14 protein-coding genes are annotated in these 14,380 nt (G+C 67.3%); 8 read left to right on the top strand and 6 right to left on the bottom strand.

Annotation, left to right across the window (positions count from 1 at the left end; genetic code table 11):
• Positions 1-33 precede the first annotated feature (33 nt).
• The 4 genes from ASG67_RS02350 to ASG67_RS02335 are packed head-to-tail and all read left to right on the top strand — an operon-like array spanning position 34 to position 2,279.
• Positions 34-222: a hypothetical protein gene (locus ASG67_RS02350; protein WP_056524685.1), complete on the top strand. Its 189-nt coding sequence runs from the start codon at positions 34-36 to the stop codon at positions 220-222.
• Positions 223-253: 31 nt separating this feature from the next.
• Positions 254-637 (top strand): YraN family protein, encoded by a 384-nt coding sequence (locus tag ASG67_RS02345; protein WP_056526320.1) that lies wholly within the window; start codon positions 254-256, stop codon positions 635-637.
• A gap of 52 nt (positions 638-689) precedes the next feature.
• A complete protein-coding gene (gene gshB / locus ASG67_RS02340) occupies positions 690-1,646 on the top strand; it encodes a glutathione synthase (RefSeq protein WP_056524682.1) in 957 nt (318 codons plus the stop codon).
• Positions 1,647-1,667: 21 nt separating this feature from the next.
• On the top strand, positions 1,668-2,279 hold the full coding sequence (locus ASG67_RS02335) for a DedA family protein (RefSeq protein ID WP_056524679.1): 612 nt from the start codon (positions 1,668-1,670) through the stop codon (positions 2,277-2,279).
• A 123-nt stretch (positions 2,280-2,402) separates the two neighbouring features.
• Here the strand turns inward: ASG67_RS02335 and ASG67_RS02330 are convergent, their stop codons facing one another.
• Positions 2,403-3,299 carry a tyrosine recombinase XerC gene (locus ASG67_RS02330; RefSeq protein WP_056524676.1) on the bottom strand — a complete coding sequence of 299 codons (897 nt, stop codon included), beginning with the start codon at positions 3,297-3,299 and terminating at the stop codon, positions 2,403-2,405.
• 88 nt (positions 3,300-3,387) lie between these two features.
• On the opposite strand from ASG67_RS02330, the gene ASG67_RS02325 reads away from it, so the two are divergent.
• Complete coding sequence (locus ASG67_RS02325) at positions 3,388-5,556, top strand: primosomal protein N' (RefSeq protein ID WP_056524673.1); 2,169 nt, start codon at positions 3,388-3,390, stop codon at positions 5,554-5,556.
• Positions 5,557-5,701: 145 nt separating this feature from the next.
• Here the strand turns inward: ASG67_RS02325 and ASG67_RS02320 are convergent, their stop codons facing one another.
• From ASG67_RS02320 to ASG67_RS02300, 5 genes are all read right to left on the bottom strand, one after another.
• Complete coding sequence (locus tag ASG67_RS02320) at positions 5,702-5,953, bottom strand: ATP synthase F1 subunit epsilon (RefSeq protein WP_056524670.1); 252 nt, start codon at positions 5,951-5,953, stop codon at positions 5,702-5,704.
• A gap of 113 nt (positions 5,954-6,066) precedes the next feature.
• Positions 6,067-7,542: a F0F1 ATP synthase subunit beta gene (atpD, locus tag ASG67_RS02315; protein WP_056524667.1), complete on the bottom strand. Its 1,476-nt coding sequence runs from the start codon at positions 7,540-7,542 to the stop codon at positions 6,067-6,069.
• Between the two features lie 23 nt (positions 7,543-7,565).
• Complete coding sequence (locus ASG67_RS02310) at positions 7,566-8,453, bottom strand: F0F1 ATP synthase subunit gamma (RefSeq protein ID WP_056524664.1); 888 nt, start codon at positions 8,451-8,453, stop codon at positions 7,566-7,568.
• 20 nt (positions 8,454-8,473) lie between these two features.
• Positions 8,474-10,003 carry a F0F1 ATP synthase subunit alpha gene (atpA, locus tag ASG67_RS02305; protein WP_056524661.1) on the bottom strand — a complete coding sequence of 510 codons (1,530 nt, stop codon included), beginning with the start codon at positions 10,001-10,003 and terminating at the stop codon, positions 8,474-8,476.
• Between the two features lie 4 nt (positions 10,004-10,007).
• Positions 10,008-10,562 (bottom strand): F0F1 ATP synthase subunit delta, encoded by a 555-nt coding sequence (locus ASG67_RS02300; RefSeq protein WP_056526318.1) that lies wholly within the window; start codon positions 10,560-10,562, stop codon positions 10,008-10,010.
• Between the two features lie 177 nt (positions 10,563-10,739).
• Here ASG67_RS02300 and ASG67_RS02295 point away from each other — a divergent pair, with 177 nt between their 5' ends.
• The 3 genes from ASG67_RS02295 to ASG67_RS02285 are packed head-to-tail and all read left to right on the top strand — an operon-like array spanning position 10,740 to position 14,357.
• Positions 10,740-11,660: a hypothetical protein gene (locus tag ASG67_RS02295; RefSeq protein ID WP_056524658.1), complete on the top strand. Its 921-nt coding sequence runs from the start codon at positions 10,740-10,742 to the stop codon at positions 11,658-11,660.
• A gap of 49 nt (positions 11,661-11,709) precedes the next feature.
• The gene (locus ASG67_RS02290) at positions 11,710-12,771 is read left to right on the top strand and encodes a bifunctional transcriptional activator/DNA repair enzyme AdaA (RefSeq protein ID WP_056524655.1); all 1,062 of its coding nucleotides are present in this window, start codon (positions 11,710-11,712) and stop codon (positions 12,769-12,771) included.
• 53 nt (positions 12,772-12,824) lie between these two features.
• Positions 12,825-14,357 carry a CpaF family protein gene (locus ASG67_RS02285; protein ID WP_056524653.1) on the top strand — a complete coding sequence of 511 codons (1,533 nt, stop codon included), beginning with the start codon at positions 12,825-12,827 and terminating at the stop codon, positions 14,355-14,357.
• Positions 14,358-14,380 lie beyond the last annotated feature (23 nt).

The raw sequence follows: 14,380 nt of genomic DNA, 5'->3' as shown, positions 1-14,380 counted from the left end.
CGCGTTGGGTCGGTGTTTCCGGGAGATACGCCAATGAACGATCGTGAGAGCAATGCCCATGTCAACGAGAAGAAGGGCTTCAAGCCAGCAAAGGTGCTGGTGATGGCGATGGTGGCCGTGCTGTTCGGCGCCTCGGCATTGATGGCTTGGTATATTCATCGGACGGCGGATCCCGCGAAGATGCAGCAGCCCGAACAGGCGCAGCGCGAGATGCAGCAATGACGGGCAACCGATCGATCCGATGACATCGAACATGCCACCGCCAGCCGGCCCTCGCCGTACCAAGCCAGATCGCCGTGTTGCCGAGGCCGCCGGGCGGCGCGGCGAACGGCTGGCCGGGTGGTGGCTGCGGCTGAAGGGGTGGCGCATCCTCGACCGGCGGGTGCGGACCCCGGCGGGTGAGGTTGATCTGGTTGCGCGCAAGGGCAATCTGGTGGCCTTCGTCGAGGTGAAGACGCGGGGATCGGCCGCCGAATTGGACTTTGCGATCGACCAGCGGCGGCTGGCACGGGTTGCCGCAGCGGCAGAGGTCCTGATGCCGCGCTATGCCGGGCCGGGCGACGATATCCGCGTCGACGTGCTGTTGATGGCCCCGGGCGCGCGCCCAAGGCATATCGAGAATGCGTGGATGCCGTGACTTGGCGCGCGCCGGCCCCTACATGGCGGGCGAATAACCGAACGGAGCCTGCATGTCCCTGACCGTCGCCGTCCAGATGGACCCGCTCGCCGATATCAACATCGCCGGGGATTCGAGCTTCGCCTTGATGCTGTCCGCACAGGCGCGGGGGCATCGGCTGTTCCATTACGATGCGGGCGACCTGAACTGGTCGGAGGGGCGGCTGTGGACGCGGGCGCATCCGGTGACGGTGCAGCGGGTGCAGGGCGATCATTTCAGCGTCGGCGATGCCGTCAGCCTCGATCTGGGTGACGAGGCGGATGTGGTGCTGATGCGGCAGGACCCACCGTTCGACCTGGGTTACATCACCGCGACGCATCTGCTGGAGCGGATCGCCGACCGCACGCTGGTGGTGAACGACCCCGCCAGCGTCCGCAACGCGCCCGAGAAGGTGTTCGTGCTGGATTATGCGCGCTTCATGCCGCCGACGCTGGTCACGCGCTCGCTGGAGGAAACGCGGGCGTTCCTGAAGGAGCATGGCGCGATCGTCATCAAGCCGCTTCACGGCAATGGCGGCAAGGCGATCTTTCGCGTGGGACCAGAGGGCGAGAACCTGTCGGCGCTGATGGAGGTATTCAACCAGACGTGGCGGGAGCCGCATATGGTGCAGGCGTTCCTGCCCGACGTGGCCAAGGGCGACAAGCGCATCGTGCTGGTCGACGGCGAAGTGGCGGGCGCGATTAACCGGCTGCCCGGCGAAGGTGAAATCCGCTCCAACCTCGCGGTCGGCGGATCGGCGGAAAAGACCGTGCTGACCGACAAGGAGCGCGAGATCTGCGCGGTGCTGGGGCCGGAGTTGAAGGCGCGCGGGCTGTTGTTCGTGGGCATCGACGTGATCGGCGGCGAGTGGCTGACGGAGATCAACGTCACCTCCCCCACCGGCATCGTCGCGATCGAGCGGTTCGACGGGACGGATGTGGCGGGCATGATCTGGGATGCGATTGAGCGGAAAGTCGCCGCGCGTCGTTGAGCGCCGCATGGCTTTCCTATCATGACCCAGTTTATCGTCGAATGGATCGCGCGGGGTGGGTATCTCGGCATCGCCCTGCTGATGGCGTTGGAGAACATCATCCCGCCGATCCCGTCCGAGGTCATCATGGGCCTGGGCGGGATGGCGGTGGCGCGGGGGCGGATGCAGCTGGGCTGGCTGATCGTAGCGGGCACTATCGGGACGGTCGCGGGCAATTACTTCTGGTACTGGGTCGGGCGGCGGTTCGGATATCAGGGGCTGAAGCCCTTCGTTGCGCGATGGGGCCGCTGGCTGACCATCGAGTGGGAGGATGTCGAGCGCATCACCCGCTTCTTCCACGACCGGGGCGGCTGGGTGGTGTTCGTATTCCGCTTCATGCCGACGTTCCGGACGATGGTGTCGCTGCCCGCCGGCATGTCGGCGATGCCGCGCTGGCGGTTCCTGATCGCGACTGCGGGGGGATCGGCGATCTGGAACACGATCCTGGCGGGCGCAGGGCTCTATCTTGATCAACGATTTGAAGAGCTCGATCGATATGTCGGGCCGTTGGCTATCGCGCTGTCGGTGGCGATCATTGTCTTTTATATCTATCGCGTCGTGACCTGGAAGCCGCGCGAGCGATCGGAAAGTTAGGCTAAGGTTAGGCTAAGGTTAGGCCTAAACCGGTACTATCTGATGCCTAAACAGGCGGCGGAACGGTGGGATTGCCGGCCCGGATTAGGGATAGCATGACCCCTTGCCTGTAGGACAGCCGGCTCACGCACGCGGATGGGCGTGGCGATAGACGTCGAGTAGATGCGCGGCATCGACCGCCGTATAGACCTGTGTCGAGCTGAGGCTGGCATGACCCAGCAGTTGCTGGAGCGAGCGGAGGTCGGCGCCGCGCCCGAGCAGATGCGTGGCGAAGCTGTGGCGGAGCGCATGGGGCGTGGTGCGTTCACCGAGGCCCAGCCGGGCGCGGGCGCCGCGTACCGACAGGCGGACGACGCCGGGGTCGAGCGGGCCGCCACGCGCGCCGCGGAACAGCGCCTCGGTGCGGGGCAGCGGCCAGGGACATTGGCGGACATAGTCCTCAATCGCGATACGCACCTGAGGGAGCAGCGGCACGATGCGGGTCTTCGCGCGCTTGCCGGTAACGGTCAGCGTCTCGCCAAGCGGCACGACACCGCCGGTCAGCGCCAGCGCCTCGCCGATGCGCAGGCCGCCGCCATAGAGCAGCAGCAGCAGCGCCCAGTCGCGCGCGCCGATCCATGGCTCGCGCGCATCCTCGGCGACGTCCTCGGCCAGTGCGATGACATCGGCAGGGGCGACGGGGCGCGGGATGCCCTTGGCGACCTTCGGGCCGCGCAGGCGCGGGCTGGCGGTGCCGGTCCATTCGAGGAAGCCACGGACTGCCGACAGCTCACGCGCGGCCGACGCGTTGCCGAGGCCGTCGCCGCGTCGGCTGGCGAGGAAGGCGCGCAGGTCCGCAGACGTGATGGCCGCCAATGCTCTTGCGTCGATCGCGCCGCCCCAATGCTGGCCGAGGAAGGCGAGCAACCGGTCGGCGGTGGCGTGATAGGCGCGCACGGTATGCACCGACCGTCGCCGGTCGCGCGACAGATGCGCGGCCCAGTCGGCGGCGAGCGGGTGCGGGAGGGTGGCGACAGGCATGGCCCGGTATGTGCCACCGGCGATCGCTCAACGCTATGCGTACCCACCGACTTCACGGGGACTCACGAAGGCCCCATATAGCGGCCCGATGTCGCGCGCCCGTGTCCTGCTCCTCAATGCCGCCCTCGGGCCGCTCGATTACCGTGTGCCGCCTGGGATGACGGTGGAGCCGGGATCGATCGTCGTCGCGCCGCTCGGGCCGCGCCAGTTGCTGGGCGTGGCGTGGGAGGCGGAGCGGATGCCGTCGGACGCGGAGGTGGGCGACAACCGGCTGCGGCCGTTGCTGGCGGTGGCGGACGTGCCACCGCTGCGCCCTGCCCTGCGCCGGCTGGTGGAGTGGACGGCGGATTATTACCTCGCGCCGCCCGCTGCGGTGTTGCGCATGTGCCTGGCCTCCACGTCGGCGCTGGAGGGCGCGCGGACGGTGACCGAGTATCGCGCGACGGGCGAGGTGCCGGGCCGGCTGACGCCGCAGCGCGAACAGGCGCTGGAGCGGATCGGCGACCGACAGGGCCTGATCCGCGAGCTGGCCAGTATCGCCGATGTGTCCGACGCGGTGATCCGGGGGCTGGTGAAGGGGGGCGTGCTGGAAGCGGTGACGGTTGATATCGACAGCCCCTATCCCCTGCCCGACCCCGCTTATGGCCCGCCCGAACTGTCCGACGACCAGCGCGCGGCGGCCGACGTGCTGGCGGCGGGGGTGGCGGCGCACCGGTTCGAGACGACCCTGCTCGACGGCGTGACCGGATCGGGCAAGACCGAGGTGTATTTCGAGGCGGTGGCCGAGGCGATCTTGCACGGGCGCCAGACATTGGTGCTGCTGCCCGAGATCGCCCTGACCGAGCCGTTCCTGAAGCGGTTCCGCGACCGGTTCGGCGTGGAGCCGGTGGCGTGGCATTCGGGCCTTCGCTCCACCCAGCGGCGGCGCGCGTGGCGGGCGATCGCGAGCGGCGAGGCACTGGTGACGGTAGGGGCGCGATCGGCGCTGTTCCTGCCCTACGCCGCGCTTGGCCTGATCGTGGTGGACGAGGCGCACGAGACGAGTTTCAAGCAGGAAGAGGGTGTGCATTACCACGCCCGCGACGTGGCGGTGATGCGCGGCAAGTTCGAGGAATGCCCGGTCATCCTCGCCAGCGCCACGCCGGCGATCGAGACGCGGCAACAGGTGGCGCTGGGCCGTTATGCCGAACTGAAGCTGACCGGGCGGTTCGGACTGGCCGAGATGCCGGCGATCGAGGCGATCGACCTGATCCAGGAACCACCCGAGCGTGGCCGCTGGCTGAGCCCACGGCTGGTGAAGGCGATGGGCGAGACGCTGGAACGGCGCGAGCAGTCGCTGCTGTTCCTGAACCGGCGTGGCTATGCACCGCTGACCCTGTGCCGGACGTGCGGGCATCGCTTTCAATGCCCCAACTGCACCGCATGGATGGTGGAACACCGGCTGACGCGACGGCTGGCGTGCCATCATTGCGGGCATGTCGAACCGGTCCCGCGCGCCTGTCCCGAATGCAAGGGCGAGGATACGTTGGTCGCGTGCGGCCCCGGCGTGGAGCGGATCGCGGATGAGGTGGCGGCGCTGTTCCCGGAGGCGAAGACGGCGGTCGTCACCAGCGACACGATCTGGTCGCCGGCCAAGGCGGCGGAGTTCGTCGGGCGGATGGAAATGGGCGATATCGACATCGTCGTCGGCACGCAGTTGGTGACGAAGGGATATCACTTCCCCAACCTGACGCTCGTCGGCGTGATCGATGCCGATCTGGGGCTGGAGGGCGGCGACCTGCGTGCGGCGGAGCGGACGTTCCAGCAGATCCGGCAGGTGTCGGGCCGCGCCGGTCGCGGCGAGAAGCCGGGGCGCGTCTATATCCAGACGCATAGTCCGGGCGCGCAGGTGATGCAGGCGCTGATTACCGGCGATGCCGACGCGTTCTATGCGGCCGAGACGGAGGCGCGGGCCGATGCGGGCGCGCCGCCGTTCGGGCGCTATGCGGCGATCGTGGTGTCGTCCGAGGATCAGGCGTGCGCGCATGAGACCGCGCTGCTGGTCGGGCGGGCGGCGCCGAAGGTGGACGGAATGGCGGTGTACGGACCGGCACCGGCGCCGCTGGCGATGCTGCGCGGGCGGCACCGGTATCGATTACTGGTCCATGCGCGGCGAGCGCTGGACGTGCAGGATGTGATCCGGGACTGGCTGGGGGCGCTGGACTGGTCGGCCAAGGCGCGGGTCACGGTGGACGTGGACCCGTATAGTTTCTTGTGATCGAAGTTGATCGATCCTGCTCCCCGGCAGAAGCCAGGGTCAGGTCAGACGTTTTACCGCGGACACGCGCTGTGCTCCGTGGCCCTGTCCTTCGCGGCCAACCCCGGCCTTCGCCAGGGAGCAGACAGCGGGTAGGGTACCCGCCTCAGCCCGCGTGTTCGGCGAGGATCGTCAGGCCCTTGGCGTTGACCTCGGCAAAGCCGCTCTTGATGGCGACGGTTTCGGGGGTGCCGCCCTGGCTGCGATAGATCGAGATGATGCCGTCGCGGACGGTGGACATGAAGGGGGCGTGGCCCTCCAGCACGCCGAAATCACCCTCGGTGCCGGGGACGACGACCATGTGGACTTCCTCCGAGCGGAGGAGCTTTTCGGGCGTGACGAGTTCGAAGTGGAGCATGGAATGTCTCGCTCCCCGCCCGTACGCGGGAGGGGCTGGGGGTGGGCATGGAAGCGCGCCCTCGACAGGCCCACCCCCGTCCCCTCCCGCTCGCGGGAGGGGAGATGCAGGCTTTACGCCTCCTGTGCCATCTTCTCGGCCTTGGCGACGGCTTCGTCGATGCCGCCGACCATGTAGAAGGCGGCTTCGGGCAGGTGATCATATTCGCCGTTCACCACGCCCTTGAAGCTGCGGATCGTGTCCTCGATCTGCACGAACTTGCCGCTGATGCCGGTAAAGACCTCGGCGACGTGGAACGGCTGGCTGAGGAACTTCTGGATCTTGCGGGCGCGCGTGACGGTCAGCTTATCCTCTTCGGACAGCTCGTCCATGCCGAGGATGGCGATGATGTCCTGCAGCGACTTGTACCGCTGGAGCAGCGACTGGACCGCGCGGGCGGTGTCGTAGTGATCCTGGCCGACGACGCGGGGTTCGAGGACGCGTGACGTCGAGTCGAGCGGATCGACCGCCGGGTAGATGCCCAGTTCCGAAATCGCGCGGTTCAGCACCGTCGTGGCGTCAAGATGCGCGAACGACGTGGCCGGTGCCGGATCGGTAAGATCGTCGGCGGGAACGTACACGGCCTGTACCGAGGTGATCGAGCCCTTGTTCGTGGACGTGATCCGCTCCTGCAGCGCGCCCATGTCGGTCGACAGCGTCGGCTGATAGCCCACGGCCGAGGGAATGCGGCCGAGCAGCGCCGACACTTCGGCTCCCGCCTGGGTGAAGCGGAAGATGTTGTCGACGAAGAACAGGACGTCCTGCCCTTCCTGATCGCGGAAATATTCGGCGATCGTCAGGCCCGACAGGGCGACACGGGCGCGGGCGCCCGGCGGCTCGTTCATCTGGCCGAACACCAGCGCGACCTTCGATCCCTCGCTGGTCGGATTGCCGTCGGCATCCTTGGCGATGACGCCCGCGTCGAGGAATTCGTGGTAGAGGTCGTTACCCTCGCGGGTACGCTCGCCGACGCCGGCGAACACCGACGTGCCGCCGTGACCCTTGGCGATGTTGTTGATGAGTTCCTGGATCAGCACGGTCTTGCCGACGCCGGCGCCGCCGAACAGGCCGATCTTGCCGCCCTTCGCATAGGGGGCCAGCAGATCGATGACCTTGATGCCGGTGACGAGGATGGCGTTTTCGGTCGACTGGTCGACGAACAGCGGCGCATCGGCGTGGATCGGGCTGCGCAGGTCGGTGAGGACGGGACCACGCTCGTCGATCGGCTCGCCGATGACGTTCATGATGCGGCCGAGCGTCGCGGGGCCGACGGGGACGCTGATCTGCGCGCCGGTATCGGTGACGGTCTGGCCGCGGGTCAGACCCTCGGTCGCGTCCATCGCGATCGTGCGGACGGTGTTCTCGCCCAGATGCTGCGCGACTTCCAGCACCAGCTTGTTGCCGTTGTTGCTGGTTTCCAGCGCAGACAGGATCGCCGGCAGCTGCTCGGGGAAATGCACGTCGACGACCGCGCCGATGACCTGCGAGATCGTGCCGACGTTATTGGTGGCGCCAGTGGTCTGGCGGATATCTTCAGCGGCGGTTGCCATGGCGTTCTTCCTGCTTCGAGGCGTTAAAGCGCTTCCGCGCCAGAAATGATCTCGACCAGTTCGGTCGTGATCGCGGCCTGGCGGGCGCGGTTGTACTGGATGGAGAGGCGCTTGATCATGTCGCCGGCATTCTTGGTCGCGTTCTCCATCGCGTTCATGCGGCTACCTTGTTCGGAGGCCGCATTTTCGAGGAGCGCGCGGAAGATCTGGATCGCTACGTTGCGCGGCAGCAGATCGGCGAGGATGGTTTCCTCGTCCGGTTCGTATTCCGTCACCGCGCCGCCGCTGGTCGCTTCGACTTTGTTCACGCCGGTTTTCGCGGCTAGCGGCACGGGGACGATCTGGATACCCGTGGGCTCCTGCACCAGCGCCGACACGAACTTCGAATAGAACAGGTGCGCGACGTCAAATTCGCCGTTCAGGTAACGGGCGATGATGTCGTCGGCGACGACGCGGGCGTCGTCGAACGTCAGCTTCTTGATCGCGCCCATTTCGTGATCGGCGAGGATCGCGGTGGGGTAGAAACGACGGAGCACCCGCCCCTTCTTGCCGGCGAGGTAGAACTTCACCGTCTTGCCCTGCGCGGTCAGTTCGTCCGCCTTGCGGCGGGCGGCGCGGACGATGTTGGTGTTGAACGCGCCGGCCAGACCCCGTTCGGAGGTGGCGACAACGATCAGATGAACCTGGTCCTTGCCGGTGCCCGCCAGCAGCGGCGACGCGCCGACGCCGCTGATCCGGCCGGCAAGCGACGCCATGACCTGTTCCAGCCGCTCGGCGTAGGGACGGCCGTTCTGCGCCGCCTCCTGCGCACGGCGCAGCTTGGCGGCGGCGACCATCTTCATCGCCTTGGTGATCTTCTGCGTCGACTTCACCGAGCCGATGCGGATCTTGAGGGCCTTCAGGCTCGCCATGCTGCTATCCGGTCAGATGTTTACGCGAAGGTCTTCGCGAACTGGTCGAGCGCGGCCTTCAGCCCCGCCTTCGCCTCGTCACCCAGATCGCGGGTTTCGCGGATCTTGGTGAGGACGCCGGCGTGGTTGGCGCGCAGGTCGGACAGCATCGCGGTTTCGTACCGCGTCACGTCCGCCACCGGCACCTTGTCGATATAGCCTTGCGTCCCCGCGAAGATCGACGCGGTCTGTTCCTCGAACGGCATCGGCGCGAACTGCTTCTGCTTGAGCAACTCGGTCAGGCGCGCACCGCGGTTCAGCAGTTTCTGCGTCGAGGCGTCGAGGTCAGAGCCGAACTGCGCGAAGGCCGCCATTTCGCGGTACTGCGCCAGCTCCAGCTTGATCGAGCCGGACACCTTCTTCATTGCCTTGGTCTGGGCGGCCGAGCCGACGCGGCTGACCGACAGGCCGACGTTGATCGCCGGGCGGATGCCCGCGAAGAACAGGTCGGTTTCGAGGAAGATCTGGCCGTCGGTGATCGAGATCACGTTGGTCGGGATGTACGCGGATACGTCGCCGGCCTGCGTCTCGATGATCGGCAACGCGGTCAGCGAGCCGCCGCCGTTCGCGTCCGACATCTTGGCGGCGCGCTCCAGCAGGCGCGAGTGGAGATAAAACACGTCGCCGGGATAGGCTTCACGGCCCGGCGGGCGGCGCAGCAGCAGCGACATCTGGCGATAGGCAACCGCCTGCTTCGACAGATCGTCGAACACGATCAGCGCGTGCATGCCGTTGTCACGGAAATACTCGCCCATCGCGGTGCCGGTATAGGGCGCGAGGAACTGGAGCGGTGCGGGCTCGGATGCGGTCGCGGCGACGACGATGGAATATTCCATCGCGCCATTCTCTTCGAGCGTCTTCACGAGCTGGGCGACGGTCGAGCGCTTCTGGCCGACCGCGACATAGACGCAGTACAGCTTCTTCGATTCGTCGGTGCCGGCGTTCACGCCCTTCTGGTTGATGAAGGCGTCGATCGCGACGGCGGACTTGCCGGTCTGGCGATCGCCGATGATGAGTTCGCGCTGGCCACGGCCGACCGGCACAAGCGCGTCGATCGCCTTCAGGCCCGACTGCATCGGCTCGCTGACCGACTGGCGCGGGATGATTCCCGGCGCCTTCACCTCGACGCGGCTGCGCTTCTCGGCGACGATCGGGCCCTTGCCATCGATCGGATTGCCGAGGCCATCGACCACGCGGCCGAGCAGACCCTTGCCCACGGGGACGTCGACGATCGTGCCGGTGCGCTTGACGACGTCACCTTCCTTGATCTCGGCATCCGAGCCGAAGATCACGACGCCGACGTTATCGGCTTCGAGGTTCAGGGCCATGCCCTGCACGCCGTTGGCGAATTCGACCATTTCGCCGGCCTGGACATTGTCGAGGCCATAGATGCGGGCGATGCCGTCGCCGACCGACAGCACCTGACCGGTCTCGGAGACCTGTGCCTGGTCACCGAAACTGGCGATCTGGTCCTTGATGACCTTCGAGATTTCTGCGGCGCGGATATCCATCAACTCAGCCTTTCATCGCGTGCGCGAGAGCGTTCAAACGGGTGCGGATCGACGAATCGATCATCTGGGAACCGAGGCGGACCACCAGTCCACCGAGCAATGCGGGATCGACCGACAGGTCGACCGACACGTCGCGGCCGACGCGCTGGCGCAGCTGCTGCTTTAGCTCGCCGACCTGATCGTCGGTGAGCGGGTGGGCGCTGGTCACTTCAGCCGACATTTCGCCACGGTGGCGGGCGGCGAGCGTGCGAAACGCGCGGGCGATCGCCGACAACTGGCCGAGGCGGCGGTTTTCAGCGAGGACGCCGAGGAAATTCTTCGTCGTCGGATCGACACCGAGCTGGTCGGCGACGGCCAGCACGGCCTTCACCGCCGCGCCGCGCGCGATCAGCGGACTGGTCGTCAGCCGGCGCAGATCGACCGACTGCGACAGGGCGTCACGAATCGTGGCGAGGCTGGCTTCCACCACCTCGATGCTCTTCGATTCGCGCGCAAGGTCGAACAGCGCCACGGCATAGCGACCGCCCAAGCTTGCCTGAATACCGCCAGCTGTCTCCACGGACCCGGAATTCCTCGTCATCAGAACGGTTTTGCCCATAGGAAACGGAGCGCCGAAAAGCGCTGCCGATAGGCTGCGGCGCGGCTAGCATGGGGGTGGCGCGGATGCAAGACGGCGGACAGTCCGCATTCAGGATCAGGGCCGTATCGGTCGCTTGAACGAGCGGGGATACAGACGATGCGCGGTGCGATGGGGATGGCAGTGACGATCGTGGCAATTGCGAACGCCCTGCCCGCCCGGGCCGAGACGCTGCGCATCGAGGGCATCTTCGCCGCCACCGCGCGGGAGGCCAGTTTCCTGCCGACGATCGGCGTCGATACGCTGTCCGGGCGGGCGGGCGAGCAACTGGGGATCGCGATCGAGCGGCAACTGGAGGAACTGGAGACGAGCGGCGTGCCGCACCCCCGGTTGGTGCCGACGTCGCTGCGCCCCGATGGCCTGTTGCGCGGACAGGCCGATGTCGCGGTCGAGGAGAACGACTATACCGAGGCGCGTGAGCGCTGCACCGAGAAGAAGGACGGCAAATGCGTGCGGCGGGTGTCGTACCGGGTCGGCTGCACGACGCGGACCATCCGGTTGCGTGCCGATCTGCAACTGGTCCGCCGCAGCGACGGGCGGACGCTCTATGCCATGCCACAGACGCGCGACGACAGCGGGTCGTGGTGCGAGGATAGCGGCGTCGAGCCGGTCGTCGAGCTGGCGGTGGACGTGATGACCGAATCGATCGCGCGGGCGGTGCGGCTCGATCTCGCCCCGCACCGCGAACGCTATACGATCCGCGTGCAGGAGAACCGTGACGGGTTGGCGCATGACACCGCCGACCGGTTCAATCAGGCGGTGCGGCTGACCAAGACCGACCAGTCCGCCGCCTGCCGCACCTTCGCGGATGTCGACCGGATGGCGCCCGACAACGGATCGACGCTGTTCAACCTGGCGCTGTGCGCGGAGGCGGAGGGGCGGTACGCGATGGCGGGTGACCTCTATAGTCGCGCCCGCGTCTTCTCGCCGCGGGCAGGTGGTGACATCAGCAAGGGGCTGGGCCGCGTACGGTCGCTGGCGGACGGCGAGGCGGATGTGAAGCGGATGGCCGCGCTTTGATCGCAAGCGCCGGGATGAGCCGGCGCGACGGACGCGCTATAGCGGTGTCATGAACGACCCTGAGAATCATAACGGCGCCACCATCGATACCGACGCGGCCTGGGCCGCCTTTTCGGCGCGCGACCGGGCCGCCGACGATCGCTTCGTCGTCGCGGTGACCAGCACGCAGATCTATTGCCGGCCGAGCTGCCCGGCGCGGCGTCCGAAGCGCGAGCATGTCCGGTTCTATGCCGATGGCGGCGCGGCGCGGGCGGCGGGGTATCGCGCGTGCAGGCGTTGCCTGCCCGATGCGGTGGCGCGCGACCGGACGGCGGTGGCGGCGGCCGCCGCGCTGCTGGATACCGGCGCGACGCCGACGCTGGCCGATCTGGCGGCGCGGGTGGGCTATGCACCGCATCATTTCCAGCGGCTGTTCGTGCGCGCGACGGGGATCAGCCCCGCCGCCTATATGCGTGCGCGCCGGGCCGAGCGCGCCGCCGCGGTGCTGGCGACGAGCGACAGCGTGACGGCGGCGATCTATGACGCGGGCTATGCCGCGCCCAGCCGCTTTTACGACGAAACCGCGCCGCGACTGGGCATGACGCCCGCCCAGCGGCGGCGGGGCGCGCCGGGTGAGACGATCCGGTGGACGCGGGCCGACACCAGCCTGGGGCCGCTGCTGATCGCGGCGACGGGCAAGGGGCTGTGCCGCGTGGCGTTCGACGAGGACGAGACGACGCTGGCGCAGCACTTCCCGCGCGCCACGATCCGGCCGGGCGATGCGGCGCTGGACGCGTGGGCCAACGAGGTGGTGGCGATGGTCGAGACGCCGGGGCGCGATGCCGACCTGCCGCTCGACGTGCGCGGGACGGCGTTTCAGGAATCGGTGTGGCGGGCGCTGCGCACGATCCCGCCGGGCGAGACGCGCAGCTATACCGAGCTGGCGGCGCTTGCCGGCCACGCCACCGCGATGCGCGCGGTCGGCAGTGCGTGCGGGGCGAATGACCTAGCGGTCATCATCCCCTGCCACCGCATCCTGCGCGGCGATGGCGGGATCGGCGGCTATGCCTATGGCCCCGACCGCAAGCGGGTGTTGCTGGACCGCGAGGCCGGGGGCGGCACGGCAGGTTAGGTAAATGGTAAAGCTTGGCCCTTAACCCTTCGGTCAACTCGAGAGGTTTGGGCATGAGCGCGTTCGGTCGGCGTAGTGGCGTGAGTGGTGGTCAGCCGGTGAGGCCGGCGTTCGGCGTCGCGCGGCCGATGCAGGGCGGCGGCCCGGTGCCCCGTACCGAAACACGCGCCGAGGAGGGCGGCCAGCAATTTCCGCCGATCGATCTCGGCGCGTTGTCGGGTGACGGCGATGTCGGCATGTCGGGCGCGACCGTCGATGCGATGCAGCGCCTGTCCGATCGCCAGAATTCGTCGGGCGAGGCGGGCAACAGCCGGGTCGAGGGGTTCGAAAGCTCGATCCACAAGATCAAGGAACAGGTTCTCCCCCGCCTGCTGGAACGCGTCGATCCGGAAGCCGCAGCGACGCTGGGCAAGGACGAGCTGGCCGAGGAATTCCGCCCGATCATCGGCGAGGTGCTGGCCGAGTTGAAGCTCACCCTCAACCGCCGCGAGCAGTTCGCGCTGGAAAAGGTGCTGGTCGACGAGCTGCTGGGTCTGGGGCCGCTGGAGGAGCTGCTGGCCGATCCGAACATCAGCGACATCATGGTCAACGGCCCCGACCAGACCTATGTCGAGCGCAAGGGCAAGCTGGAACTGGCGCAGGTGCAGTTCCGCGACGAGGAGCATCTGTTCCAGATCGCGCAGCGCATCGTCAATTCGGTCGGCCGCCGGGTCGACCAGACGTCGCCGCTGGCCGACGCCCGGTTGAAGGACGGCAGCCGCGTCAACGTGATCGTGCCGCCGCTGTCCTTGCGCGGCACGGCGATCTCGATCCGTAAATTCTCCGCCAAGCCGATCACCATCGACATGATGGCAGGTTTCGGCAGCATGAGCCCGAAGATGGCGACCGCGCTGAAGATCGCGGGCGCCAGCCGGTTCAACGTCGTGATCTCCGGCGGCACGGGTTCGGGCAAGACGACGATGCTGAACGCCCTGTCGAAGATGATCGACCCGGGTGAGCGCGTGCTGACGATCGAGGACGCGGCCGAGCTTCGCCTGCAGCAGCCGCACTGGCTGCCGCTGGAAACCCGGCCGGCCAATCTGGAGGGTCAGGGCGAGATCTCGATCCGCGATCTGGTGAAGAACGCGCTGCGTATGCGGCCGGACCGGATCATCCTGGGCGAAATCCGTGGCTCCGAATGTTTCGACATGCTGGCGGCGATGAACACCGGCCACGACGGATCGATGTGCACCCTCCACGCCAACTCCCCGCGCGAGGCGCTGGCCCGGATGGAGAACATGGTGATGATGTCGGACATCAAGGTGCCCAAGGAAGCGATCAGCCGCCAGATCGCCGATTCGGTCGAACTCATCATCCAGGTGAAGCGCCTGCGCGACGGGTCGCGCCGTGTCACCAACGTCACCGAAGTCATCGGCATGGAAGGCCCGGTGATCGTGACGCAGGAGCTGTTCAAGTTCGAATATCTGGACGAAAGCGCCGACGGCAAGATAATCGGTGAGTACCGATCGATGGGCCTGCGCCCCTATACGCTGGAAAAGGCCAAGCAGTTCGGCTTCGATCAGGCGTATCTGGAGGCCTGTCTGTAGAATTATACCGCGGACATGGCAGA

Source organism: Sphingomonas sp. Leaf339 (assembly GCF_001426195.1).
In the GTDB taxonomy this organism is placed as follows: Bacteria; Pseudomonadota; Alphaproteobacteria; order Sphingomonadales; family Sphingomonadaceae; genus Sphingomonas.
This window is presented reverse-complemented; position numbering and strand designations above follow the sequence as displayed.

Coding starts and splice junctions, on each gene's coding strand:
- ASG67_RS02330 (WP_056524676.1), bottom strand. CDS start 3,299: ATGCCTGTCGCCACCCTCCCGCACCCGCTCGCCGCCGACTGGGCCGCG.
- atpD (WP_056524667.1), bottom strand. CDS start 7,542: ATGGCAACCGCCGCTGAAGATATCCGCCAGACCACTGGCGCCACCAAT.
- ASG67_RS02325 (WP_056524673.1), top strand. CDS start 3,388: ATGTCGCGCGCCCGTGTCCTGCTCCTCAATGCCGCCCTCGGGCCGCTC.
- gshB (WP_056524682.1), top strand. CDS start 690: ATGTCCCTGACCGTCGCCGTCCAGATGGACCCGCTCGCCGATATCAAC.
- ASG67_RS02285 (WP_056524653.1), top strand. CDS start 12,825: ATGAGCGCGTTCGGTCGGCGTAGTGGCGTGAGTGGTGGTCAGCCGGTG.
- ASG67_RS02350 (WP_056524685.1), top strand. CDS start 34: ATGAACGATCGTGAGAGCAATGCCCATGTCAACGAGAAGAAGGGCTTC.
- ASG67_RS02335 (WP_056524679.1), top strand. CDS start 1,668: ATGACCCAGTTTATCGTCGAATGGATCGCGCGGGGTGGGTATCTCGGC.
- ASG67_RS02295 (WP_056524658.1), top strand. CDS start 10,740: ATGCGCGGTGCGATGGGGATGGCAGTGACGATCGTGGCAATTGCGAAC.
- atpA (WP_056524661.1), bottom strand. CDS start 10,003: ATGGATATCCGCGCCGCAGAAATCTCGAAGGTCATCAAGGACCAGATC.
- ASG67_RS02310 (WP_056524664.1), bottom strand. CDS start 8,453: ATGGCGAGCCTGAAGGCCCTCAAGATCCGCATCGGCTCGGTGAAGTCG.
- ASG67_RS02290 (WP_056524655.1), top strand. CDS start 11,710: ATGAACGACCCTGAGAATCATAACGGCGCCACCATCGATACCGACGCG.
- ASG67_RS02320 (WP_056524670.1), bottom strand. CDS start 5,953: ATGCTCCACTTCGAACTCGTCACGCCCGAAAAGCTCCTCCGCTCGGAG.
- ASG67_RS02345 (WP_056526320.1), top strand. CDS start 254: ATGCCACCGCCAGCCGGCCCTCGCCGTACCAAGCCAGATCGCCGTGTT.